Consider the following 22,923-nt stretch of genomic DNA (forward strand, 5'->3'; position numbering starts at 1 on the left):
ATGAGGGGCCGTGAGTCCGAGAGAGCGCGGAGACCGCGCGCCACTGTCTCTTCCTGTACCACGAAGCCCGGGACCTCACCGAGCCCCCACCCGCCCGCCAGGTCGCGCCTCGCGAGGACAGGCCCGTCGTGCCAGCTGACCCCACATTCGGTAGGACACCGCGAGGAGCCCCTCATGAGCCGTCCCCGCCGTCCGCCCAGCGCAGCGCCCGCCTCCGACTCGCGTACGGGTTACGTCCGCGTCCGAGGCGCCCGGGAGCACAACCTGAAGGACGTGGACGTCGACCTGCCACGGGATGCCCTGGTCGTCTTCACCGGGGTCTCCGGCTCCGGCAAGTCCTCCCTCGCCTTCGGCACGCTCTACGCCGAGGCCCAGCGCCGCTACTTCGAGTCCGTGGCCCCGTATGCCCGCCGCCTCATCGACCCCGCGGGCAACCCCGAGGTGGACTCCATCGAGGGACTCCCGCCCGCCGTCGCCCTGCAGCAACACCGGGGCGCGCCGACGACACGCTCCTCGGTGGGCAGCGTGACGACGCTCTCCAACTCGCTGCGCCTGCTCTACTCGCGCGCGGGAACGTACCCGGCGAACCAGCCCCACCTGGACTCCGACGCCTTCTCGCCCAACACGCCCGCGGGCGCGTGCCCCCACTGTCACGGCCTGGGCCGCGTCTACGAAGTCACCGAGCGCTCCCTCGTCCCCGACGACTCGCTCACCATCCGGGAGCGCGCCATCGCGAGCTGGCCTCCCGCATGGCACGGGCAGAACCTGCGCGACATCCTCGTGACGCTTGGCTACGACGTGGACCGCCCCTGGCGGGAGCTGCCCAAGAAGGACCGCGACTGGATTCTCTTCACGGAGGAGCAGCCGACCGTGCCCGTCTACGCGGGCCTGACACCCGCGCAGACGCGCCAGGCCCTCAAGCGCAAGGCCCCGCCCAGCTACATGGGCACGTTCACCAGCGCACGGCGCTACGTGCTCCAGTCCTTCGCCACGACCCAGAGCGCGCTCATCAAGAAGCGCGTCTCCCACTACCTGGAGAGCGGCGAGTGCCCCGTCTGCCACGGCAAGCGGCTGCGCCCGGAGTCCCTGTCCGTCACCTTCGCGGGCCTGGACTATGGCGAGCTGTCGCGGCTGCCGCTCAAGCGCGTCGAGGCCCTGCTGCGTCCCTACGCCGAAGGCACCGCCTTCTCGCTGAAGAAGCTCTCGCGCGAGCACCCCGAGAAGGCGCTCGTGTCGGAGCGCATCGCCAAGGACCTGGTGGCGCGGCTCCAGGTCTTGATGGGGCTGGGGCTGGGCTATCTCTCGCTGGAGCGCTCCACGCCCACGCTCTCGCCCGGAGAGCTGCAGCGGCTGCGGCTCGCCACCCAGGTCCGCTCCAACCTGTTCGGCGTGGTGTACGTGCTGGATGAGCCCTCCGCGGGCCTGCACCCCGCCGACACCCGGTCCCTGCTCGAGGCGCTCGACTCGCTGAAGGACGGCGGCAACTCGTTGTTCGTCGTGGAGCACGAGGTGGACGTCATCCGCCACGCGGACTGGGTGGTCGACGTGGGCCCCGCCGCAGGGGAGAAGGGCGGCGAGGTGCTCTACAGCGGGCCGCTCGAAGGACTCCAGGAGGTCGAGTCCTCCCAGACGCGGCGCTACCTCTTCGGCGCGGCGCCCGCGCGCGCACGGCCTCCGCGCGAGCCTCGCGGCTGGATGCGCCTGCGGGGCGTCCGCCGCAACAACCTGCACGGCCTGGATGTCGACTTCCCGCTGGGGGTCTTCACCACCGTCACGGGCATCTCCGGCTCCGGCAAGTCCAGCCTCGTGAGCCAGGTCCTGGTGGAGCTGGTCTCCACGCACCTGGGGCACGAGCCCGCGGAGGACGAAGAGGAAGGAGAGCTGCTCGAGCGCGCCGAGGTGCGCACCACGGGCGGGCGAATCACCGAGGGCCTGGAGGGCATCCACCGCCTGGTGCGCGTGGATCAGAAGCCCATCGGCCGCACGCCCCGTTCCAACCTCGCGACGTACACGGGCCTGTTCGACCACGTGCGCAAACTCTTCGCCGCGACGCCCGCCGCCCGCGCGCGCAAGTACGACGCCGGGCGGTTCTCCTTCAACGTGACGAAGGGGCGCTGCGAGACGTGTGAGGGCGAGGGCTTCGTCAGCGTGGAGCTGCTCTTCCTGCCCAGCGTCTACGCCCCCTGCCCCACCTGCCACGGCGCTCGCTACAACGAGAAGACGCTGGAGGTCCGCTACCAGGGGAAGAACATCGCGGAGGTGCTGGGCATGACGGTGGACACCGCGCACGCGTTCTTCACCGAGGAGTCCCTCGCACGGCGCGCCCTGGGCGTGCTGCGAGAAGTGGGGCTGGGCTACCTGCGGCTGGGCCAGCCCGCGACAGAACTCTCCGGCGGAGAAGCGCAGCGCATCAAGCTGGCGACGGAGCTGCAACGCCCCCAGCGCGGCCACACGCTCTACATCCTGGATGAGCCCACCACCGGCCTGCATCCCTCCGACGTGGACAAGCTGATGGCCCAGCTCGACGGGCTCGTCGACGCGGGCAACACCGTCATCCTCGTGGAGCACGACATGCGCGTGGTCTCCGCGAGCGACTGGGTCATCGACATGGGACCGGGCGCCGGAGACGAAGGCGGAAATGTCGTCGCCACCGGCACCCCCGCCCAGGTCTCACGGGCTCCGCACAGCCGCACCGCGCCCTTCCTGGCGCGGGGCTGAAGCGGGAACTAGCGCTGCGTCAGCAGCGTGACGGCCTCGTACTTGCTGCCCTCGAGCTGGAACGCGCCAGGGGCCTTCGAGTCCTTCTCCAGCTTGTCCTGCACGCTCTTGGGGAGCTGCGCGTAGAGGTCCTGGCCCAGCAGCGTCTCCAGCTGGTCCACCGGCACCCGCGAGGACTCCAGCATCGGGACGATGGCGTCCTTCTTCGACGGCCCGTCCTTCACGTTCGGCACCATGTACGCGAACATCGACACGTTGCCGTTGGGCAGCTCCAGGAGCACCGTCTTGAAGTTGTGCGTGGGGACGCCAATCTTCCGGTCCTTCGAGCCCGTCGTCGTCACCGACTCCTGGGGCAGCGGCTTGCCATTCTTGTCCAGGAACAGGTTGCCCGTGATGATGTGGGCCTTGCCGCCCGTCTGCGCCACCAGGTCGCCGATGGCCCGCTCCAGCGTCCGCCACGCCTGCTGGTTGTGGTTGCCGTACTGGGGCGCGATGTTGGTCATCAGGTGGCTCTCGTCCATCGCCTCCTGATTGGGCGAGTCCTCTGCGGGCTTCATGTGCCCGCGGTCGAAGCCCGTCTTGAGGTAGTCCGCGTCCGTGACGCCCTTGGAGCCCAGCACCGGGTCGCGCACGAAGGTGCTCTTGTCGCGGTGCACGTCGGCCGGCGTCTCCTTGATGTCGGCCGCCGACAGCATGTGGCTCACGAAGGTGGGCAGGTTCTTTCCTTCATCGAGCATCAGCCGGGAGTACTGCTTCACCAGCTCCATGCCCTTGCCCTCGCCCCCCTTGGGACGCAGCGGGTCCAGCTCTCCCGCCGCCTGCGCGACGCGGCTCTGGAAGACAGCCATCTGCTGGTCGGGAACCCAGCGCGCGCCGTCCGCCTGGCTCGCCTTGGACTTCTGGATGTAGGCCGCCAGCTCGTCCTGGCTCACCTTGCCATCCTTGTTCCCTCCCAGCAGGTCCGCGCGCTTGGCCAGGTTGTCCTGCCACGCCAGGTCGAAGGCATCCACCTTCACCGGCGCGCCTCCCCCCTTGGACAGCTTCGTGTCGAGCGCGGCCCGGCCCTGCTGAAGCGCCGTCGACGACAGGTAGCGTCCATCCGTGGGCGCGGCCAGGTACTCCTGGATTTCAGCCGCGGAGACCTTCCCGTTCTTGCCGCGCGTCTTCCCCCCCGAGGCGTCCGCCGCCTTCAGCAGACCCGTCTCCCAGCTCTGGTCCGTCCAGCCGAACTTCGCCTGGAGGTCGGAGATGGAGACTTCCTTCGTCGCGGAGCGGTTCCAGCTCCCCCCCTTCGGCTTGAGACCATTGACGGGCGCGGCATCCGCGGAAGACCCGGTGGACGCGGTGCTGGCACGAGAAGTAGGTCGCAGCGTCGTCATTCGAGAAGCACCCTTGAACCGCCCAGAGACGAACCCCTGGTAGAGAGATGGTCGGCCGGACCCCACGGCAAGTTGCGTCAAGCTGTCACTTTCTTGCCACGGAGTTGCGGATCAGCCCTTCTTTCCAGGGGATGCGCCCTCCGGCGCCGCGCCGGCCTTGGCCTGCTGAATCGTCTGGACGATGTGGGCCTCCGCCTGGAGCCGCTCGACGTGCTCCGCGGAGAGGCCCGCCCGCTCCGCCGCCACGGCCACGGCGATGAGGAAGGCCTCGCTGATGGGGCCAGGAGGGGGCGTCCCTCCCCGGGCCGGAGGCGTGAAGGCGTGGGCGGAGAGGATGCCCCCCGTGGAGGTGATGACCTTGACGGGCCGCGACGTGGTGGCCTCGGCGAGCGGGGCCTCCAGCCGGCTCATCGCGTCCCACACCTCCGGGGACACGCGCCGCAGCAGCCCTGGGAGGCGCTTGCCCGGGGCGTCCACCAGCCGGGCGACCTTCCCCCCCCACGCCGCGGAGGGCACGTCGTAGACGACGTCGACATCCATCGCCTCGGCCAGCTCCCCATCCGGCAGGGAGGGCGGCACGGGCAGCCCCGAGAGGCGCTCCCGCGCCACGGCCGGGGACAGGTCGACGGAGAAGGCGAACCAGGGACGCGGCGAGGGAGTACCTGCGGACATGGCGACGAGTCTCGACGGGCTTGGGGCCTGGGACAAGTCCCCAGGCCCGCGCGGCCGCTACTCCTCGGTCTTCCGGTTGGCGGCCATGCCGATGACGTTGACCATCAGGTCCTTCACGCGGCGCGGCTTCTCGCCGCCGTTGTCGCGGAGGATGAGGTCGATGTCGTCGCCGGGCTCGTGGTACTCGGGGATGAGGTCGCCGCCGCCGTTCGGGTTGGAGAGGCCCTCGAACATGAAGAGGACGTCCTCGCCCTTGCGGCCGAACACGGCGCCGTCCTGCCGGTCCCGGTACTGGTTGATGTCGCGGTTGATGCGGTCGAACGGGTCCGCCAGCTTCGCGTTCGCCTGGTCCACGACGTCGCGGAAGTAGTTCGGCTGGCCCTTGCGGTTGGTGTCCACGACGGACAGGCGCTGGTCATCCCAGCGGCCCACCATGTCCACGTTGACGACGCCGGCAATCTGGTCCGTGCCCAGCCCGGGAATCGGGTTGTCGACGAAGTACTGCGAGCCCACCAGGCCCTTCTCCTCGCCACCGGTCCAGATGAAGAGGATGGAGCGGTCCAGCTCGCCGCGCTTCTGCGCCTCCGCGAGCTCCGGGACGGCCGCCATCAGCACCGCGCTGCCGGACGCGTTGTCATCCGCGCCGTTGTGGATGTTGCCGCGCCGGTCCGTGCCCACGTGGTCCATGTGGGCCATCACGACGATGACCTCGTCCTTGTGCGGCCCGGTGCCGGGCAGGAGCGCCATCGTGTTGACGCCCTTGCCGGACTCCGTCGCCAGCGAGCGCAATTCCTCCACGCTCCGCAGTCCACCGCCTCGCGCGGGCGACAAGGGCTGCCCCTCCGCCTTCATCGTGCTCTCGTACTTGCGGTTGAGCATCGCGAGCGTGTCGCGGGGCATTCCCTCCTTCAGGTAGAAGCCCTCCTCGAAGAGCTGGTGGCCGAACTGCTTGTGCGCGCCGTGCTCATGCGCCTCGCCCTTCGCCGCCACGCCCGGCTTGCCCGCGAACGAGAAGACGTCGAAGCGCTGCTCGAAGGGGTTCGCCGCGTTGTCCTTGTTGGGCCCCACCAGGCCGTACTTCTGCACGTGGGCCTGGACGTACTTGGACGCCGCGTCCAGTCCCTCCGAAGGCGTGTCCCGCCCCTTGAGCTCGTCCGAGGCGAGGTACGCCAGGTGCGTCATCGGGTCCGAGTCCTTCGCCGAGGTCTCCGGCTTCGGCTTCGGCTCGCACTTGGGCTCCACCGGGGTGGTGGGGGCCGGCAGCTGAGGCAGCGGCGCGGGGAGCTGGGGGAGGGGCGCGGGCAGCCCGGGCAGCGGCCGGGTGTTGCTCGGCTCGAAGCGGTCCTTGCTCCACCTGGGGTCCGGCGTCCGGGCCTTGCTCGCCGCTCCGGCGGGCTGAGCGGCCTTTTCGGCCGAGGCACGCGACGACGCGGTGGGAAGGGGACGGGGCGTGTCGCTGACTTTGGTGGCCATGGTTGGGGGATCCCGAGGCAGAGCGTGAATGGCGCGCTTCGGATTATCGGCCCCGGGACGCGCCGGGTTGCGCGTGGTTTCACATTTCCGTTGATTTCACAGCGGGTTGTATCAACGGCGCCTGGATGTCTCAGCGATGTCTCGATGTTTCACCCCTCGCCCGCGGGGGCCTGGGTGGTGGGCGCGCAGGGCCTCCACGAAGGCCTGGAGCGGGGGCTCCGACTCCCCCGTGCGCGTGGCCACGGCCCAGTCCAGCCACAGCCCCTTCGGGCCGACCCGGACGGCATGCAGCGCGCCATCCTCGAGCTGGGGGGTCACGGCCCACCTGGGAAGCACGGTGATGCCCAGGTGGGCTCGCGCCATCTCGAGCGGCAGGCCCCCTGTCATGGGGATGAGCGTCACCTTGCGGGGCGAGACATTCCCCGCCTGCGCGAGCGCCCGACCCAAGGGCGCCGTGGGACGAAGCGCCCCCGCGTCCGTCCACAGGTGCTCGTCACCGAGAGCCCCCGCCTCCACGACCTTGCGCCGCGCGGTGGCCCAGGGGTGCTCGCGGCCCACCACCGCGACCAGCTCATCCCGAAACAGCGGCGCCATGCGGATGCGAGGCCCGGGGCGGACCATGCCCGCCACGAGCGCGACGTCCAGCTTGCGCGCCAGCAGCCACTCGACGGGGGCGTCGCCGGCCTCCGGGACGATGGTGACCTCCAGGCCGGGCCAGTCGCGGGAGAAGCCGTGCAGGAGATCGGGCAGCCAGCGGTAGGACTGGAGACACACCGTCGCCACCCGGAGCGTGCCGCTCGCGCCGCGCAGGAGCTCCCGCGCCTCACCCTCCGCGCGGGAGAGCTCACCCAATACCGAGTGCGCCGCGTCCGTCAGCCGCCGCCCCGCGGAGGTGAGCACCAGGCGCCGCCACTGCCGATGGAACAACGGGCCGCCCAGCCGGTCCTCCAGTTCGCGGAGCTGCTGGCTGAGCGCGGAGGGAGACAGGTGCAGCTTGCGCGCGGCGGCGTTGAGGCTCCCCACCTCATCCAGCGCGGAGAGCAGCAGCAGGTGGCGAATCTCGACGAGCGGGTTCGGCATCGATTCACCCTAGCTTCACAATCCATGCGGAACAACGCGTTCGACTGAATCGATGCCGGGCCGCATTCTCCTCCTCGTCGAGCCGCACACCCCTTTCGATTCGAGGACCTGTCTCATGCGCCGTCACCCCATCGCGTCCGTCACCGCCCTGCTCCTGTCGCTCGTCGGCTGCGCGGGAGGCCCCCTCAAGACACTGCCCGCGGGAGCGCACCTGCCGGGCACCGCGAACATCGAGGCGTACCCCGTCGAGCACCTCGCCGTGCGCTCCCTCATCGAGCGCTTCTCCGACGCGGCGAACCACGCGGACTGGAAGGCCACGGAGGAGATGTTCGCCGAGGACGCGGTCTGGGAGGTCCAGGCGCCTCCGCCCATGGGCTGGACGTTCCAGGGGCGCGCGGCCATCCACCAGGGCATGACGGCCAACCTCGGGCGCGTGGAACTGCGCGTGCAGACCGTCTCGCCCACTGTCATCCACGTCCAGGGGCCCGACCGAGCCACCGCGCGCTCCACCCTGGACGAAGTCCTGCGCTTCAAGGAGACGGGCAAGGACGTGAGGATTGTCGGCACCTACTCCGACCAGCTCGTCAAACAGGCGGGGCAGTGGAAGTTCGCGCGGCGGACCTTCATCCCGCGCTACGACGAGCCCCTCCCCGCCCCCTGAGCGCCACGGGCCCTACGTCCGGGCGCCCGCGGACTCGAGGGCGACGAAGGTGTCGTGGTGGTGGCGCGGACCGGTGCAGCGCGCGCGGCGGCGTGGAGCCTTCCCACCTCCTCCCGCGTTGAGAGCAGCGGCAGGAGCGAATCTCGACGAGCGGGTTCGTCATCGACTCAGCGCGGCTCTACAATCGCTCGACGGAGGGGAGGCGTGCCCGCATGCACCTCCCCGTCGAGCCACACCCCATCGACCCGAGGGCCCGCCGCACATGAGCCGCCGCACCATCGCGTCCGCCACCGCCCTCTTCCTGTCACTCATCGGCTGCGCGGAGAGCCCCCAGAAGACACCGCCCGCCGGAGCCCGACTTCCGGGCCCCGCGAACATCGAGGCCTATCCCATCGAGCACCTCGCCGTGCGTTCCCTCATCGAGCGATTCTCGGACGCGATGGAGCGCGCGGACCGGAAGGCCCTGGTGGAGATGTTCACCGAGGACGGGGTCTGGGAGGTCCAAGCACCTCCGCCAGCCATCAGCTGGACGTTCAAGGGGCGCGACGCCATCCGAGAACGGTTGAACGGACACGAGCGGATGAAAGGAAAAGAGAAGGTGGTTGGAAAGCTCATCCGAATCGAGCTGCGGGAGGTGACCGTCTCACCCACCGTCATCCACGTGGAGGGGCCAGAGCGCGCCACCGCGAGCTCGACCGTGGAAGAGGTCTCGCACATCAAGGACACCGGCGAGGAGGTGAAGAGTGTCGGCACCTACTCCGACCAGCTCGTCAAACAGGAGGGGCAGTGGAAGTTCGCGCGGCGGACCTTCATCCCGCGCTACGACGAGCCCCTCCCCGCCCCCTGAGCGCCACGGGCACTACGTCCGGGCGCCCGCGGGCTTGAGGGCAACGAAGGTGTCGTAGGGCTTCCCCTCCAGGATGCGCGGCTCCACGCGGGCCTCCAGCCCCACCTCGCGGAAGAGGCGCAGCCAGGTGGCGCGCGTGAAGAGCCCGTGCCGGTGCACGTCGTGGACGGAGCGGACACTCCCGTCGCGCTCCTTGAGCAACATCCCGAAGTGGACCTCGAACGTCGTGCTCCCGGGCGTGGGCGGCAAGGACCACATGAGATAGCGCAGGGAGCGGGCACCCTGCCCGGGGACCTCCGGCTCGTCGCCCCCTTCCGACGTCGCGCCCGGCTCGAAGCTCTCCGTCGTCTCGTCCGGCGCCACCAGCGCGACACCTCCAGGACGCAGATGAATGGCCACCGTCTCCAGGGCCGCGCGCAGGTCCGCCTCCGTCACCATGTAGGTGATGGCGTCATGGACGAACACGGCGTCGAACTCGCGCCCCAGGCGCACCGTCCGCATGTCGCCGGACAGGTGCTCACACTCGGGATTGAGTTGACGGCTGTGCTTCAGCATCCCCTCCGCGGGCTCCACCAGCGTGAGCTGGAAGTCGCGCTTGAGGTGGCTGGCGTTGTTGCCGCCGCCACTGCCCAGCTCCAGCATCGTCGTCAGAGGCCCCGTCGCGGCGCCGCGCAGCAGGCGGAGATACTCGCTCGCCTCCTCCGCGTAGTCGCTGGGCGAAGAGACCAGGGGCCACCAGTCCGCGAGTTCGTCGTAGAGATTCATGGGTGTGGGCTCCAGAGGCCAGGCGCCTCTAGCGGTGAGAAGCTTCGGTGGGCATCGCCTTGGAGTCGTCCCGGCCGTTGACGAGCGTGACGCGGGCCCGCACCAGCTCCTGCTCGTCCACGTCATCCAGGCAGTTGAGCCGGACGGTGTAGAACTTCCCCAGCTCCCCGCCCTCGCCCCAGCCGAACGAGTGCACCCCGCAGTGTTTGCAGAACAGGTGATGAATCTGCTTGGTGTGGAACTGGTAGTCGGTGAGCGCGGACTCACCTGCCTGGAGACGGAAGTCCTCGGGACCGATGATGGAGACCCAGGTCCGGTCCTTCGTGCAGATGGAGCAGTTGCACTTGTAGGTCTCCTGGCTCAAGTCGATGTCGGCTTCGTACCGAACCGCCCCGCAGTGACAGCTTCCCTGGTACGTCTTCTTCACGAGTGCCTCTCCCCATGGCACGAGCCATCCGTCACTCCCGGCCCAGAGTCTCGCCGGCTCGCCCCAACCTCCGGATTGACCGCGAGCCCAGCAGAGCATGAGAGCGCTCCGATTCAACGCGGGAATTCACCCGTGAGTGGGATGCCCTCCGGGCGCGACTGTCCGTGGCCTTGTCAGAGATGGATGCGACGCGTGTCGTGGACTATGCCTCCGGGCCAACACATCGCCCCCGCGCACGCACCTCATGGACCTGACCCTCTGGGCCACCTTCACGTTGACGATGGCGCTCTTCGCCGTCACCCCGGGCCCCGCCGTCCTCCTGGTGGTCTCCCAGGCGATGTCTCGAGGCTTTCGTGCGGGAATGGGCGCCACGCTGGGCATCCAAGCCGGCAACGCCGTGTACTTCCTCATCTCCGTGGCTGGACTCGGCGCCGCGCTGGCCACGTCGCACCTCGCGTTCCACGTCATCCGCTACGCGGGCGCGGCCTATCTGGTCTACCTGGGGATGAGGACGCTGTTGGCCGCGAAGCAGAGCCTCACCCTCGCCGAGCGCCCCCCACCCGCCCTCTGGAACAGCGCCTTCGTCCAGGGGTTCGCCAAGCAGCTCGCCAACCCCAAGTCCATCCTGTTCTTCGGCTCGCTGCTGCCGCAGTTCATCCAGCCGGGCCCGCATGCCGCGGTGCAGTTCACCGTCTACGGCATCTCCTGCATCGTGGTGGAGGTCCCCATCCTCGCCGTCTACGCCTGGCTGGGCGTCGCGGGAGGACGCCTCTCCAGCTCCCCGCGCGCCCAGGTCTGGCGCGAGCGCCTCTCCGGCGCCGCGCTCATCGGCATCGGCCTGGTGCTGGCCACCATGCGACGGCCCGCCTGAGACACCTCACGCCGGCGCCACGCCGGCCTCCTCGGGCTTCGGCGCGAGCCGCATGGGCTGCGCCCGTCCGTACGTGAGCGAGCGCCACAGCCATTCGGCGGGGCCGAAGCGGAAGCGCGACAGCCACCAGCGGCTGAAGACCATCTGCCCCGCGAAGAGGCCCACGCACAGCAGGGTGACGCGAGAGATGGGCAGCTTCGCGATGAAGCCCAGTCCCCAGCCGTTGTAGATGAACACGCTCATCACCGACTGCATCAGGTAGTTGGTGAGCGCCATCCGGCCCACCGGCATCAACAGGTTGCAGACCCACTGCCACCAGGCGCGCCGGGACAACAATGCGAAGAGCCCCACGTACGCCGCCGCCAGCGCCAGGCACGCCAACTCCCCGATGCTGCCCAGGGTCCACATCCACTGGCTGGAGCTCGCGTCCAGCAGCTCGAGCCGACGAAGCTGCGCGATGACCAGCATGGAGCTGCTGCCAATCACGCCCAGGAACAGGCCCCAGAACACCATGCGCTGGTGCACGCCGCGGTTGCGCTCCAGGTCCTGGAGCAGCAGGACGCGCCCCGCGAGCAACCCCAGGAGGAAGCGGCCCAGGACCGAGCACATCCAGGTGACGCGGTTGATGCTGAAATACGAGTCGATGTTGAAGCGCGCCGTGCCCACCAGGGAGGTCCAGAACGAATCGCTGGAGAGCGCCTCCAGCAGTTGCGTGCGCCCCGCCGCCATCAGGGCCTGCCTCGCCTTGGCCGCCTCGGCCGCCGCTTCCGCGCCGTGCAGCCAGATTGGGACGGCCCGCATCAGCCAGGGAATCAGCAGCGGCACCACCCCCAAGAGGACCACCGCCCAGAGGACCACCGTCCTGTTCGAGCTGTTGCGGAACAACAACAGCGCGAAGCCCAGCATCGCGTACGTCTCCAGCACGTCTCCGCACCAGATGGCGTAGTGGTGGAACGCGCCCATCCCCAACAGCACCAGCAGCCGCCGCGAGTAGAGCCGGAGGATGGAGGAGCCGCGCGCCTCCGCGCGGGCGAACTGGATGTAGAAGCCCAGCCCGAAGAGGAACGTGAACAGCGTCATGAACTTCTGGTTGATGGTGAAGTCGTAGGCCCTCTTGAGGACGGTCTCCAGGAGCGACGCGTCCAGGGCCAGGGCATTGTCTCTCGACATCAGGGTCCGGCCGCTGAACCACATGATGCTGTTCGAGACGAAGACACCCCACAGGGCGAAGCCGCGGAGCGCGTCGAGCAGGGTGACTCGCTCCGAGGCATCCACCGGGCGAGCATCGAGAAGAGGTGTCGGCGTGGGCGAAGCAGGCTCGGACATGTATCAAGCAGACGCCGGGCCCGCCCCCTCGTCAACCGGACCCCCTCACCGCTCAACCTTCCGCGCGCCCTGGTGTCTTGTCCGGATCCGGGAAGGGATGGGCGCGGTGCGGCGCGTCTTCATCCTCCCCCTCCGCCACGCCGGGCGTGTGGCCCGGAACCTCGTCCTCGTATCCCGGCTCACGCGCCACCCAGTCCTCCTGGGGCTCGCCCGGATGGGAGCGTTCGTCAATGTCTGGCATCGCGGCCTCCTTTCCTTCTGGAAAGATAGGGGGGCTTCTGGGCGATGCTGCGAAGCCCTCGGGAGGAAGCATGGCCAGGTCCCTGGGCAGCACCCTTCGTCGGCTTCGCCAGATGGCCGTGCGGCTCACGCAGAACACGGTGGGCGTCGCGATGACCGCCTATGTCGTCCTGCGCCCCGACCGTGCGGGGAGCGAGCGGGCCCGGCTCAACGCCGAGCGCATCATCGCCGCGTGCAGGGCCTTCCAGGCGAAGCAGGGCCGCTTCCCCGAGGCGCTCCAGGAGCTGGTCCCCGACTTCCTGCCCGAGCTGCCCCGGGCCAAGTACGACGGGCCGGAGTTCGGGTTCACCTATGACTCGGGCCCTGGCCGACACGTGCTCGGGTGGACGGAGCTGATTCCCTTCGGGCGCCCCTTCTACGTGCTCGAGGAGGACCGCTGGGGCTATCTCGATTGAGGGCACCCCGGCCCGGGGGGCGTGCACTTGCAACTCGGTCTTCGGGTAACGTGCCGGGAATGCACCTCACGCGCCTTCTTCCGGCAGTGCTGCTGATGTGCCTTGCCTCCATGGGATGTGAGCGCGGCGCTTCCTCCGCCCCGCCCAAGCCACCGTCGGCCCCCGAGAGCTTCATCAAGGCGGGCCTCAGGGCCCCCGTCAGCGTCCCCGGGGTTCCCGACCCCGGAGAGGTCGACCTCGTCGCGCTGCGAGACGCCCTGGCGCAGCCGCAGACGCTGACCGACAAGGACCTCGGGCGGCTGCTCCGGGCAGGCACGCTCCAAGGCGAAGCCCCTCGCGACGGAGACTCGCTCTACTTGGGGGAATCGCGGCGTGATGCCACCAGGAACGGCGGAGAGTACGAGGAGAATGCCCCGCCGCACGTCGAGGTGGCCGCTCCGACTCCCCCATCCCCCCCACGTCCCGCCTCCGCGCCACGCGCGGCGGTCCGGCCGGCGCCCGCGAGCGAGCCATCCTCCTCCTCGGGAGCGGAGATGGAGGCCCGGCGCGCCGAGGTCATCCAGATCATCAAGGGCGGCAACGGCACCGGCCCTGGCGGCGGAGGCTCGATGGGAGCAGCCTCCCCGAAGAAGCCCAGCGCCGCCGCACCGGGTGCCTCGACGCCCGACCCCGCACTGCCCACGCCCGTGCTGCCCAAGGTGGAGACCGCGCCGCGTTCGGCCAAGGTGCTGGTGAGGGATGAGTCCGGCCGCTACCAGCCGCTCAAGACGCGCGCGATCCGGGTGGTGACCTACATCCAGGGCGCCCGAGCCCGCACCGTGGTGGACCACCTCTTCGAGAACGACACGAACCAGAGCCTCGAAGGCACCTTCTACTACCCGCTCCCTGGCGGCGCGTCCGTCGCGGGCTTCGCGCTCTACTCCGGCGCCGTGGAGGTGAACGCCAAGACGCTCTTCCAGTCCGCGGACCTGCTGCCTCCCTTGGGAGAGGGATCCGCCAACCAGGAACAACTCACCGCCGCCGCGCCGCCCAGCCCACCCAAATCCAACCAGAACTGGGGCTCCGTGCAGGAGGCCCGCGTCGTCGAGCAGAAGCGCGCGCGGGAAGTCTACGAGAGCATCGTCCGCGACAACGTGGACCCGGCGCTGCTCGAGTGGGCGGGCGCGTCCACCTTCAGCGCGCGCGTGTTCCCCCTGCCGCCCCGCTCGCTCAAGCGCGTGGTCATCGCCTATGAGCAGACGCTCCTCCATGACGGCGAGCGGCTCCGCTACACGTGGCCGCTGCCCCCCGGTGCGGGCAAGGACCTGCGCGTGTCCGCGCGGGTGCACGTGGACCCTCGCCACACGCGCGACGTGCTGGCCGCGCCCGAGTCCGCGAGCAAGCCCCGCGCGCTGGGCACCTGGCAGGCGTATGACTGGCCCCAGCTGACGGGGGACGGCGTGCTGTCCGTGGCCCTCACGCCTCGCGGCGCCGAGGCGGACGTCCTGGTGGGCAAGGACGACGCGGGCCTCGCGGGACAGGCCTTCCACGCTCGAATCCGCCTGCCCGCGCGGCTGACCTCCGAGGCAACGGGGGCCCCGACCGGGCGCGCCGTGCTGGTGGTGGACACGTCCTTGTCCTCGGAGGATGGCAACGCGTGGGCGCTCCAGGCCGCCACGCTGCGCGCGCTGCTGGAGAAGGACACCTCGCTGAAGGAGTACGCGGTGCTCCTCTTCGACGTGCGGCCCCGGTGGCTGCACGGCACGGGCTGGAGGACCAACGACGCCGCCCGGCGGAAGGAGACCTTCTCCGAGCTGGAGCAGGTCTATCTGGAGGGCGCCTCCCACGTGGATGGAATGCTCTCCGAGCTGGACCGGGCCTCGCAGGAGTGGCTCAAGCCCGCGGCGCCTGGAGAGCGACTGACGGCCTTCCTCCTGTCGGACGGCAACGTCACGTGGGGCGAGAGCACCCTCGAGTCGCTCATCTCCCGCCACGGCAGCGTGGAGGCCCTGCGCTGGGTGACCTATCGCTTCGGTGAAGCCGCGGTGAACACGGGGCTGTTCGATGCGCTCGCGCGCGCCAGCGGTGGCCGCAGCGTGCCGGTGCTCTCCGGCGCCCAGGTGGACGCCGCGGCGCTCGCGCACCGAGCCGCGTCGGTGGTGCTCTCGCGCGTCGCCGTGACGGGCACCCAGGTGAAGGACCTGGTCGTCGCGGGCCGGCCCCACCTGGTCTTCCCCGGCCAGGAGCTGGTGGTGGCGGGACGGCTGCCCGAGAAGGGCGAGGCCCGGCTCGTCATCACCACGCAGGCGGGAGACGCGGAGCGGACGCTGGAAGTCCCCCTGCCCCGCGACGAGGAGAGCACCTTCGCGCCACGCGCCTGGGCGGACCTCTTCGTCGCGCGGCTGGTGGCCCTGGATGACGCGCGGCTGGACCGGATGGTGGTGGCGCTCAGCCAGCACTACCGGCTGGCCAACGCGCGGGCGTCGCTGCTCGTGCTCGAGTCCGAGGGTGACTATCAGCGCTTCGCCCTCCGCGACGAGCGCGTGGAGCTGGAGGACCTGGAGACGCTGCGCAAGCGTGAGCAGGACCAGCGACTGGAGGCCCATCTGGGCCTGGACATGCATGGCGTGCCGCCCTCCGGGCTCGCCGTGGTGCGCGCCCTGACCGAGCACCGCGCGGCCCTCTCTCCCCTCCTCAAGCGCCAGCCCCTCCGGGATGCGCCCTATGCGGGCGGCGATGCGCGGCTGACGGCGGAGCTGACGTACCGCAAGGCGCGCCGGGAGAACCGCGACGACGTGACGCTGTACGAGAGCATCGCCCGCGAGCGCGCCTTCGCGGGAGACACCTGGGGCGCGGTGCGCGCCTTGACCTCCCCCATCGAGCTGCGGCCCAAGGACGCGGAGGCGCAGCGGCTGGTGGGCTATGGACTGCTGGCCCTGGGCCAGTACCCCGCGGCCGCGGAGCTGTTCGAGCAGGTGCGGCTCAACCGCCCCTTCGAGGGGCAGTCCTACCTGGAGGAGGCCCTCGCGCTGGACGCCGCCGGGCGCCACGGCGAGGCCGCGCGCAACTACGAAATCGTGCTCACGGACAGGAACTGGCGGCATGTCCAGGAGCTGCGCCAGGTGGCTGCCTACCACTACGGACGGCTGCTCTCCGCGCTGCTGCGCCACCCGCGCGCGGAGCCCGTCTCCGCCACGCTCGGGCGCAGACTGGCGGAGCTGGAGATTCGCGACATGCAGCTCCACGACCCGAAGGCCCGCACCCGCATCGACTACCAGCTCACCACCCACTGGAACTCGGACATGACGGACATCGACCTGTGGGTCATCGAGCCGTCGGGTGAGCGCTGCTTCTACCAGAACAAGCAGACCCGCTTGGGCGGACAGCTCTACTGGGACATCACCGACGGCCTGGGCCCGGAGCTGTACCACGCGCGCAAGGTGGCCCCCGGCCCCTACCACGTCGTGGTGCACTTCTACGGACACCGCGCCCCCAAGCTCGCCGTGCCCACCGCGCTGCTGCTCGTGAGCGACGAGGGCGTCTTCAGCTCCGAGGACACCTACCAGCGGCGCTTCCAACTGCGCATCCTCCCCAAGCAGGATGCGCGGCTGCTCCTGCGCCGCGAGGAGTTCATCCCGCTCAAGACGGCCCTGTCGGTGCAAGACCCTCCCTGAGAGACGGCAGCACTCCCCCGCGAGAGGCCGTCATGAGTCACGGACGAAAACCCAGAGGCCCCATTGGACGCGTCGGTGGCCTGCGCCGCATCGAAGGCGCCGACGCCGTCCTCCGCGTGCGCGCGCTGGAGCGCGTCTCCGCACCCGAGCGCATCGAGGGCAACGACACCTCCCGGCGCTCCTTCTCCGACGCCCTGGAGCGCGCCTCGAGAGGCCTGCACAGCGCGGAGCCCCTGCCCGCGCCTCGGACTCCCAGCCGCCCGCCCGCGCCGCCGTCCCCGGCGCGCGCCGAGGAGGACGAGTCCATGCACCCGCCCGAGCCGCCCCCCGAGGGCTTCCTGGGCATGCTCTGGTGGAAGGTGAAGGGCCCGCGCTGACTAGAAGGTCAGGCCCCCACCGACGAAGGGGCCATGCAGCCGGTCCTGGTGGGCCTCGCCGTCGAGGCTCCCCAGGTCATCCAGGAGGAAGCCCCGCCAGCCGCCGCGCAGCACGAGGCCCCCCAGGTGCAGCGCCAGCCCCGCGGTGGCATCGACCTGGAGATACGGCACTGGCGTGAGCTGCACGCGGGCCTCCACATCCAGCGGCCCCACCACACACGCCTCCACCGCGAGCGCCAGGCTGGGCCCGACGAACGTCGCGTCCGGCGCCCGCGCCGTGCTCACCCCGGCTTCCGCGCGCAGCCGCACGGCCTGGTGCACGAGGAGGGCGTAGGTCAGGTGCGCCTCCACCAGCGTGAGGTCGTCCTCCCCCGCCCCACCGTCATCGCGAGGCAGCGACATCAGCGCCACGTGCCCCTCCACTCCGAAGCGCCGGCCCTCCAGCGCGATGAACAGGTCCGTGCCTCGCCCCTCGTCTTGCAGGAACACCTTCTGCGCGCCCGTCCGGAAGGACAGCGGCACCGCGTGACGTCGCTCGGCGCTCACTTCCGTGTCGGGCTCGTCCGACGACAGGTGCGTGCCGGAGGTGGCGATGGTCTCGATGGCTCCCGACAGAATCACGCCCAGGAGGCTGCCCACCACCTCGCCGCCCAGCTCCGCCAGCGGCTCCGAGCAACACCCTCCGGAGTCCGGGTGGGACGGCTTCTCGGCTTCGGGTGCGTCGTCGCCGTCGTCATCCTCGACGCCGATGGGTGTGGCCTCGTGGGTGTCCGGGTCCGCGCTGGAGCCATGGCGAGGCTTGGTGTCGTCCGAGTCGGAGCGCTTCCCGAAGCGCGCCTCCGCTCCGGAAGACACCAACAGGCCGACGGCCAGGAGCCTCGCGCACCACGACGTTGTCGATGAAAACACGCCCCCTGCTCCTCTCGCGTCGCGGTGTCTCGCCGGCGAAGGCTGACTCACACGCGAACCACCGGCCCTTTCGTCCCCTACTCCACCGAGAGGGCCCGGAGCGTCGCACGCGCCTGGCCTTCGTCAGCGACCACGCCCACCACCCACCGCTGCAGACAACCCCTGAACTCTTCTTTTAGCGCATCCGCCGTCACCGCCTGGAGATACGCCGGGCGCCGGGCCAGCGACTCGGGTGTGAAGCCTCGCACACGCGCCACCAGGAGCGCCTCCACCCACTGGGCCGAGGAGATGAAGTCCACCGCCTGCTTCGCCAGCCGCCGCGCGCGGGCCCGCTCCAGCTCCGCCGGGTCCACCCGCTCGGCCAGGCTGGTGAACGCGGCCTGCACCTCCTTGGCGCTCTGCACCAGGAGCTGGGAGTCCACCACGCCCTCCACCAACAGGTGGGAGGCGCCACCCCGGCCCACCCACGCACGCGAGCTGAAGCCATACGAGGCGCCCTGCCTCGAGCGCACCTGGTCGAACGTCCGCATCGACAGCAGCTCCGCCATCAACGCATACCGGGCCTCCGCCTCGGGCGTGGCCGTGGGCAGGCGGCACGCGACCTGGAGGCGGCTCTGGCTGGCGCCGGGGCGGGTGATGGACAGCGGAGAGAGCGGACCCGGTGCGGGCAGCGGCGGAGCGGCGGGCACCTTCACCGCCGTCGGAGGGCCGTGCCTCCAGCCCCCCAGCAGCTCATGCACCAGCGGCTCCACCGCCCGCGCGTCGAACTCGCCGGCGATGACCACCACGGTGTTGGCCGGGCGGTACACCTCGCGAATCCACGCGCGGGCCTCGCTGTCCGACACCTTCTCCAGCTCCTCGCCCTTCACGACGTAGCCGTAGACGTGGTCCCCGTAGAGGGCCCGCATCAGCTCGCGCGTCGCGCGCTCCCGCGGCTCCGCGTCCAGCACCTTGAGCCACGGCACCACCTGCTCCTGGAGGTAGATCACCGACGCGAGGGAGGTGCGCGTGGAGGAGAGCTGCTCGGCCAGCACCGCCAGGATGTTGCCGATGTTGCCCGACGTCCCCGCCATCTCGAAGCGCTGATGGTCGCGACGCATGTCGTTCCAGGAATGCAGTCCCCAGTGGCTCTCGTCTCCCGCGAACGACGACTCGCGGTACGCTCCCAGGCGGGCCATCTCCGCCACGCCCGGCTTCGTGCCATACGTGGCGCCGCCGGCCAGCGCCGCCCCCACCCGCACCACCGGGAGGCCCGGCCTGGGCACCAGCAGCACCTCCATCCCGTTGTCGAGCTTCAGCGTCCGCACGGGCGAGGACAGGGCCGACAGCATCGACGGGGTGATGCGCCCCGAGGGCAGCTCGGAGGAGAGCTCCGGCAGCGCCGCCGCGGGCACCGCCACCGTCATGCTCCCCTGTCCTCCCGGCCGGACCAGGACGGTGTGCGCGCTCGCGCGCTGGAGCCATTGGTAGGCGAAGTCCGTCAGCTTGCCGCCATCCAGGGACAGCAGCGCCTTCTGCATGCGCGAGTAGGCGCGGGCATCCAGCATGAAGTGCGTCAGCTCCGCGCGCCGGGTGGTGCGCGCCAGGAGGTCCTCGGACTCCAGCACCATGCCCGTCACGACGCCGCGCCGCAGGGTCTGGAACTCGGACTCCCGCCCCAACACGCCCTTGGGGTGAACGAACTGGGCCCAGGTCGAATAGACGCGGTCCAGCACCCGCTCCGCCGTGCGCCGAGGGTAGTCGCCCTGGAACAGCGCCACGCGGACCACCAGCATCGACGCCCGTGTCCCCGACACCAGCCGGGTGGACACCGACGCGATGTCCGGGTCCGCGCGCTGCGCGCCCCACATGCTCCGCTCCATGCTCATCCGCACGAAGTCATGCATGGCGCTGGCCTCGTCGAACGAGCGGGGCAGCACCCAGGAGATGATGAGCTCCGGGAAGTTCACCGTGGCCTCGTGCTCCATGAGCATGAGGGAAGCGGCTTGGGGCACGTACGCGGGCTTCGACACGTCGGGCAGGCGCGGCGACAGCGCCAGGGGCGCGCCCGGCACCATCCACTCCGGGGGGAGGTTGTCCAGCAGCACCGCCTCCACGTCCTCCAGGTCCAGGTCTCCCGCGATGACGATGGTGGTGTTGTCCGGCCGGTAGTGACGCCGCGCGAAGCGCTGGGCCTCCGCGAGGGTGATGGCCGACAGGGACGCATGGGTGCCGTTGACGGGCCGCCAGTACGACTGCTCCGAGGACTGGGCCGCCGCGCTCATCACGGTGGAGTCCTCCTTCGTGAAGGCCGCCTCGCTGCTCTCGCGCAGCTCGTTGCGGACGACGTCGCGCTCCACCGCGAAGACCTCCGGCGTGACCCCCGCGAGCGGGGCCGACAGGCGCTGCCCCTCCAGCCGCACCAGCGCGGCCAGCGACTCCTTGGGCGCCACCGTCTGGTAGGCCGTGTAGTCCAGGCTGGTGATGGCGTTGACGTGGCCGGCGCCCAGTTCCTCCATGCGCGACCACACCGACGCGCTTCCGACATGACGCGAGCGGAAGGCCAGGTGCTCCACCAGGTGCGCCATCCCCTCCTGCCCCGCCGGGTCGCTGGCGCCGCCCGTGCCCACCACGGCGACCATCGCCACCATCGGCGCGCGCGCGTCCTGCTCCACCACCACGCGCAGCCCCGAGGGCATGCGGAAGTCGCGCAGGGGGAAGGAGACGTCGCGCATCACCACCTGCCCTCGCTGAGGCAGGGTGGTGCACGCCCCCAGCAAGGAGGCGAGGAGGACAACCAGGGCCGTCAACCTCCGGTGCCCCGGAGGAAGCCCAGCATTTGACTGATAGAACATGGATCGAGGGAATCCAGGGGACCTGAGGACATGCTGCCACAGGTGGCCCTGGGCCCAAGCGAGGACTTCAGGGCTCAGGCCGTGCTTCCCACGGCGGCGGCCACGTGCTGACTGCCCCAGCGCGCCACACCCAGGATGGTCTCCATGGGGTTGACGCCCAGGGCGGTGGGGAACACCGAGCCGTCCACGACGAAGAGGTTGTCCAGGTCCCAGTAGCGCAGCGTGCTGTCCACCACGCTCGTCTCCGGGCTGCCGCCCATCGCGCAGCCGCCCATCTGGTGGGCGCTCACGACCGAACACTCGAGCGGTGAGTAGGGCGCCCGGTCGAGCAGCGCGATGTCCTTCTCGCCGCGCATCACCACCGGGCGGGAGTGAGGGCTCATCACCTGCTCCGCGCCCGCGGCGAACTGGATGCGCGCGGACACCTTGAGCGCCTCGCGGAAGCCCTCCCAGTGGAAGTCCCGGAGGGGGTAGCGGACCTTGAAGCGGGTGTACTCGCTGGCGTCCCTCAGCGCCACGGTGCCGCCCTCGTCCCCTGGGTGCACGCCGTCCAGGCAGATGGAGAGCAGCGCGTTGGCGTGTGGCAGCGAGGCCATGTGCTCCTGGTGCTCCGCGCCGAAGCCGCTGAGCGCCACCGCGCTCTGGAGCGGCATCAGCGGAGGCACCTCCAACAGCCACCCCAGCTTGCCCGGTCCCCGGTCGATGAACTGCCGTGAGTACACCGTGAGCGGCGCGCCCGAGTACGCCTCCACGCGCTCGCGAAAGCGCGCCTGGGAGATGACCACCGGGTGCAGGAACAGGCGCTTGCCCACGTTGCCGCGCCCGGTCAGCTTGCTGCGCAGGAGGAGCCCCGGCGAGTTGATGGCCCCGCCGCACACCGCCGTCACCTTCGCGTTCACGGTGAGCTTCTTGCCGGTGGGCCGGCTCGTCGCGGGGTCCAGCACGTCCGCGTGCACGGCCGTCACCCGAATCCCTTGCGTCGACAACTGGCGGACGCTGGCGTTGGCATACAGGCGCATGCCCTGCTCCACCGCCTCCGGGATGAGCGTCACCAGCGTGGACTGCTTGGCATCCGTGGGGCAGCCCACACCGCACGTTCCCAGGGCCGCGCACGCGCGCACGTTGCGCTTCACCGTGCCCCGGCTGTAGCCCAGCGCGCCCAGGCCGTCCCAGAGAATCCGGTTGTTGCGGTTGGCCCGCTCGATGGGCCAGTCGCGGATGCTCAGCCGCTCCTCCAGCCAGTCCCAGTGCGGCGTGAGCGCGGCGGTGTCCAGGCCCTTCACGCCGTGCACGTCGCGCCAGCGCTCGAGAATCTCCGGCGGCGTGCGGAAGCAGGCGCACCAGTTGATGGTGGTGCCGCCGCCCACGGTGCGCCCCTGGAAGATGCTGATGGCCAGGTCGTCCGTCGCCCGGTTGCCGCCCTCCTGGTAGAAGGTCGAGTAGGCCTTGGCCTCGTCCAGGTCGAAGTCGCGCCGCGTGTGGTAGCCGCCCTCCTCCAGCATCACCACGTCCAGGCCGCGCTTCGCCAGCTCCAGGCCCAGCACGCCGCCGCCCGCGCCGCTGCCCACCACGCACACGTCGCACGTGAGCGTCGTGTCCTCGGTCACTTCATCCCCGGTCCAGATGCGGCCCATCATCGCGACGTCCCTCCGCTGCCCGCGAAGGCGCCATCCGCGGACCCGCGCCAGACGGGTGCATTCGCGTCGTGGAAGCCCTCGGGCGCGATGAAGCCAGTGGCACGGACCGCGTCCGGATGCGAGTAGTAGGCCGCGTGGGCCAGCGCGCGCAGCGCCTGGTGCGCCGTGCGCCGGAACACCAGCCGCGACGAGCGCCATCCCTCCAGCACCGCGTCCTGCGCCGCTGGTGGCAGGCGCGAGAAGGGCGTCACGTGTCCGGAGAAGAGCAGCCCCGCCAAGGCATTGTCGAAGAGGCCCAGCACCTGGCGGACCTCCCGCGCGATGGACGGGTCTCCTCGCGCGAGCAGCCTGTCGGCGAGGAAGGCGACTCGCACCGTGTCCGCGCTCGGGAAGCCCTCGCGCGCGGGGAACGCGCGGCGGGCCAGCGCCTGGAACGTGGCGTACTCCGCGGGCCCGAAGACCTGGAGGCCCTCTTCCGGAATCGGGAGGGACAGTCCCTCCCGAAGCGCCAGGAACGAGCTGCCTCCCAATGCCAGCAGCGCGCTGGCGAACATCCCCTGCTTGAGCACCGTGCGGCGCGACAGCGACATCCGACCCTC

19 protein-coding genes are annotated in these 22,923 nt (G+C 70.5%); 7 read left to right on the forward strand and 12 right to left on the reverse strand.

Annotation, left to right across the window (positions count from 1 at the left end; genetic code table 11):
* Positions 1 to 174 precede the first annotated feature (174 nt).
* Positions 175 to 2,718, forward strand: a complete 2,544-nt coding sequence (gene uvrA / locus MYSTI_RS29940; protein WP_015351561.1) for an excinuclease ABC subunit UvrA — start codon at positions 175 to 177, stop codon at positions 2,716 to 2,718.
* 8 nt (positions 2,719 to 2,726) lie between these two features.
* Here the strand turns inward: uvrA and MYSTI_RS29945 are convergent, their stop codons facing one another.
* The 4 genes from MYSTI_RS29945 to MYSTI_RS29960 all read right to left on the reverse strand — a co-directional run bounded on the left by MYSTI_RS29945 (position 2,727) and on the right by MYSTI_RS29960 (position 7,322).
* Positions 2,727 to 4,097, reverse strand: coding sequence for a DNA/RNA non-specific endonuclease (locus MYSTI_RS29945; protein WP_015351562.1), 1,371 nt, complete (start codon positions 4,095 to 4,097; stop codon positions 2,727 to 2,729).
* A gap of 111 nt (positions 4,098 to 4,208) precedes the next feature.
* Complete coding sequence (locus MYSTI_RS29950) at positions 4,209 to 4,769, reverse strand: hypothetical protein (RefSeq protein WP_015351563.1); 561 nt, start codon at positions 4,767 to 4,769, stop codon at positions 4,209 to 4,211.
* A 57-nt stretch (positions 4,770 to 4,826) separates the two neighbouring features.
* Positions 4,827 to 6,242, reverse strand: a complete 1,416-nt coding sequence (locus MYSTI_RS29955; protein WP_015351564.1) for a M28 family metallopeptidase — start codon at positions 6,240 to 6,242, stop codon at positions 4,827 to 4,829.
* Positions 6,243 to 6,353: 111 nt separating this feature from the next.
* Entirely contained in the window at positions 6,354 to 7,322 is a 969-nt protein-coding gene (locus MYSTI_RS29960; protein WP_015351565.1) for a LysR family transcriptional regulator, read from the reverse strand.
* A 115-nt stretch (positions 7,323 to 7,437) separates the two neighbouring features.
* Between MYSTI_RS29960 and MYSTI_RS29965 the strand changes: the two genes are divergently transcribed.
* Positions 7,438 to 7,983 carry a nuclear transport factor 2 family protein gene (locus MYSTI_RS29965; RefSeq protein WP_015351566.1) on the forward strand — a complete coding sequence of 182 codons (546 nt, stop codon included), beginning with the start codon at positions 7,438 to 7,440 and terminating at the stop codon, positions 7,981 to 7,983.
* 262 nt (positions 7,984 to 8,245) lie between these two features.
* Positions 8,246 to 8,830: a nuclear transport factor 2 family protein gene (locus tag MYSTI_RS29970; RefSeq protein ID WP_015351567.1), complete on the forward strand. Its 585-nt coding sequence runs from the start codon at positions 8,246 to 8,248 to the stop codon at positions 8,828 to 8,830.
* 12 nt (positions 8,831 to 8,842) lie between these two features.
* Here MYSTI_RS29970 and MYSTI_RS29975 read toward each other — a convergent pair whose 3' ends face one another.
* Together MYSTI_RS29975 and MYSTI_RS29980 are read right to left on the reverse strand one after the other, a co-directional pair.
* Positions 8,843 to 9,595 carry a class I SAM-dependent methyltransferase gene (locus MYSTI_RS29975; RefSeq protein WP_015351568.1) on the reverse strand — a complete coding sequence of 251 codons (753 nt, stop codon included), beginning with the start codon at positions 9,593 to 9,595 and terminating at the stop codon, positions 8,843 to 8,845.
* Between the two features lie 28 nt (positions 9,596 to 9,623).
* Positions 9,624 to 10,022 carry a GFA family protein gene (locus MYSTI_RS29980; RefSeq protein WP_044281628.1) on the reverse strand — a complete coding sequence of 133 codons (399 nt, stop codon included), beginning with the start codon at positions 10,020 to 10,022 and terminating at the stop codon, positions 9,624 to 9,626.
* Positions 10,023 to 10,266: 244 nt separating this feature from the next.
* Between MYSTI_RS29980 and MYSTI_RS29985 the strand changes: the two genes are divergently transcribed.
* On the forward strand, positions 10,267 to 10,893 hold the full coding sequence (locus tag MYSTI_RS29985) for a LysE family translocator (RefSeq protein ID WP_015351570.1): 627 nt from the start codon (positions 10,267 to 10,269) through the stop codon (positions 10,891 to 10,893).
* 6 nt (positions 10,894 to 10,899) lie between these two features.
* On the opposite strand, the gene MYSTI_RS29990 is transcribed toward MYSTI_RS29985, so the two are convergent.
* Positions 10,900 to 12,219 carry a DUF418 domain-containing protein gene (locus tag MYSTI_RS29990; RefSeq protein ID WP_015351571.1) on the reverse strand — a complete coding sequence of 440 codons (1,320 nt, stop codon included), beginning with the start codon at positions 12,217 to 12,219 and terminating at the stop codon, positions 10,900 to 10,902.
* A 52-nt stretch (positions 12,220 to 12,271) separates the two neighbouring features.
* Complete coding sequence (locus tag MYSTI_RS29995) at positions 12,272 to 12,460, reverse strand: hypothetical protein (protein ID WP_015351572.1); 189 nt, start codon at positions 12,458 to 12,460, stop codon at positions 12,272 to 12,274.
* A gap of 70 nt (positions 12,461 to 12,530) precedes the next feature.
* On the opposite strand from MYSTI_RS29995, the gene MYSTI_RS30000 reads away from it, so the two are divergent.
* The 3 genes from MYSTI_RS30000 (at position 12,531) to MYSTI_RS30010 (ending at position 16,944) form a co-directional block, all read left to right on the forward strand.
* Complete coding sequence (locus tag MYSTI_RS30000; RefSeq protein ID WP_015351573.1) at positions 12,531 to 12,914, forward strand: hypothetical protein; 384 nt, start codon at positions 12,531 to 12,533, stop codon at positions 12,912 to 12,914.
* Positions 12,915 to 13,024: 110 nt separating this feature from the next.
* Entirely contained in the window at positions 13,025 to 16,567 is a 3,543-nt protein-coding gene (locus tag MYSTI_RS30005) for a DUF2135 domain-containing protein (RefSeq protein WP_015351574.1), read from the forward strand.
* 32 nt (positions 16,568 to 16,599) lie between these two features.
* On the forward strand, positions 16,600 to 16,944 hold the full coding sequence (locus tag MYSTI_RS30010) for a hypothetical protein (RefSeq protein ID WP_015351575.1): 345 nt from the start codon (positions 16,600 to 16,602) through the stop codon (positions 16,942 to 16,944).
* Here MYSTI_RS30010 and MYSTI_RS30015 read toward each other — a convergent pair whose 3' ends face one another.
* The 4 genes from MYSTI_RS30015 to MYSTI_RS30030 all read right to left on the reverse strand — a co-directional run bounded on the left by MYSTI_RS30015 (position 16,945) and on the right by MYSTI_RS30030 (position 22,914).
* A complete protein-coding gene (locus MYSTI_RS30015; protein ID WP_015351576.1) occupies positions 16,945 to 17,853 on the reverse strand; it encodes a hypothetical protein in 909 nt (302 codons plus the stop codon). It lies immediately after the preceding gene.
* Positions 17,854 to 17,930: 77 nt separating this feature from the next.
* A complete protein-coding gene (locus MYSTI_RS30020; protein WP_015351577.1) occupies positions 17,931 to 20,687 on the reverse strand; it encodes a M16 family metallopeptidase in 2,757 nt (918 codons plus the stop codon).
* A gap of 74 nt (positions 20,688 to 20,761) precedes the next feature.
* Positions 20,762 to 22,324: a GMC family oxidoreductase gene (locus tag MYSTI_RS30025; protein WP_015351578.1), complete on the reverse strand. Its 1,563-nt coding sequence runs from the start codon at positions 22,322 to 22,324 to the stop codon at positions 20,762 to 20,764.
* The gene (locus MYSTI_RS30030; RefSeq protein ID WP_015351579.1) at positions 22,321 to 22,914 is read right to left on the reverse strand and encodes a gluconate 2-dehydrogenase subunit 3 family protein; all 594 of its coding nucleotides are present in this window, start codon (positions 22,912 to 22,914) and stop codon (positions 22,321 to 22,323) included. Before MYSTI_RS30030 ends, MYSTI_RS30025 begins: the two co-directional genes overlap by 4 nt.
* Between the last annotated feature and the right edge of the window lie 9 nt (positions 22,915 to 22,923).

The sequence above is a fragment of the Myxococcus stipitatus DSM 14675 genome (assembly GCF_000331735.1).
GTDB classification, from domain to species: domain Bacteria; phylum Myxococcota; class Myxococcia; order Myxococcales; family Myxococcaceae; genus Myxococcus; species Myxococcus stipitatus.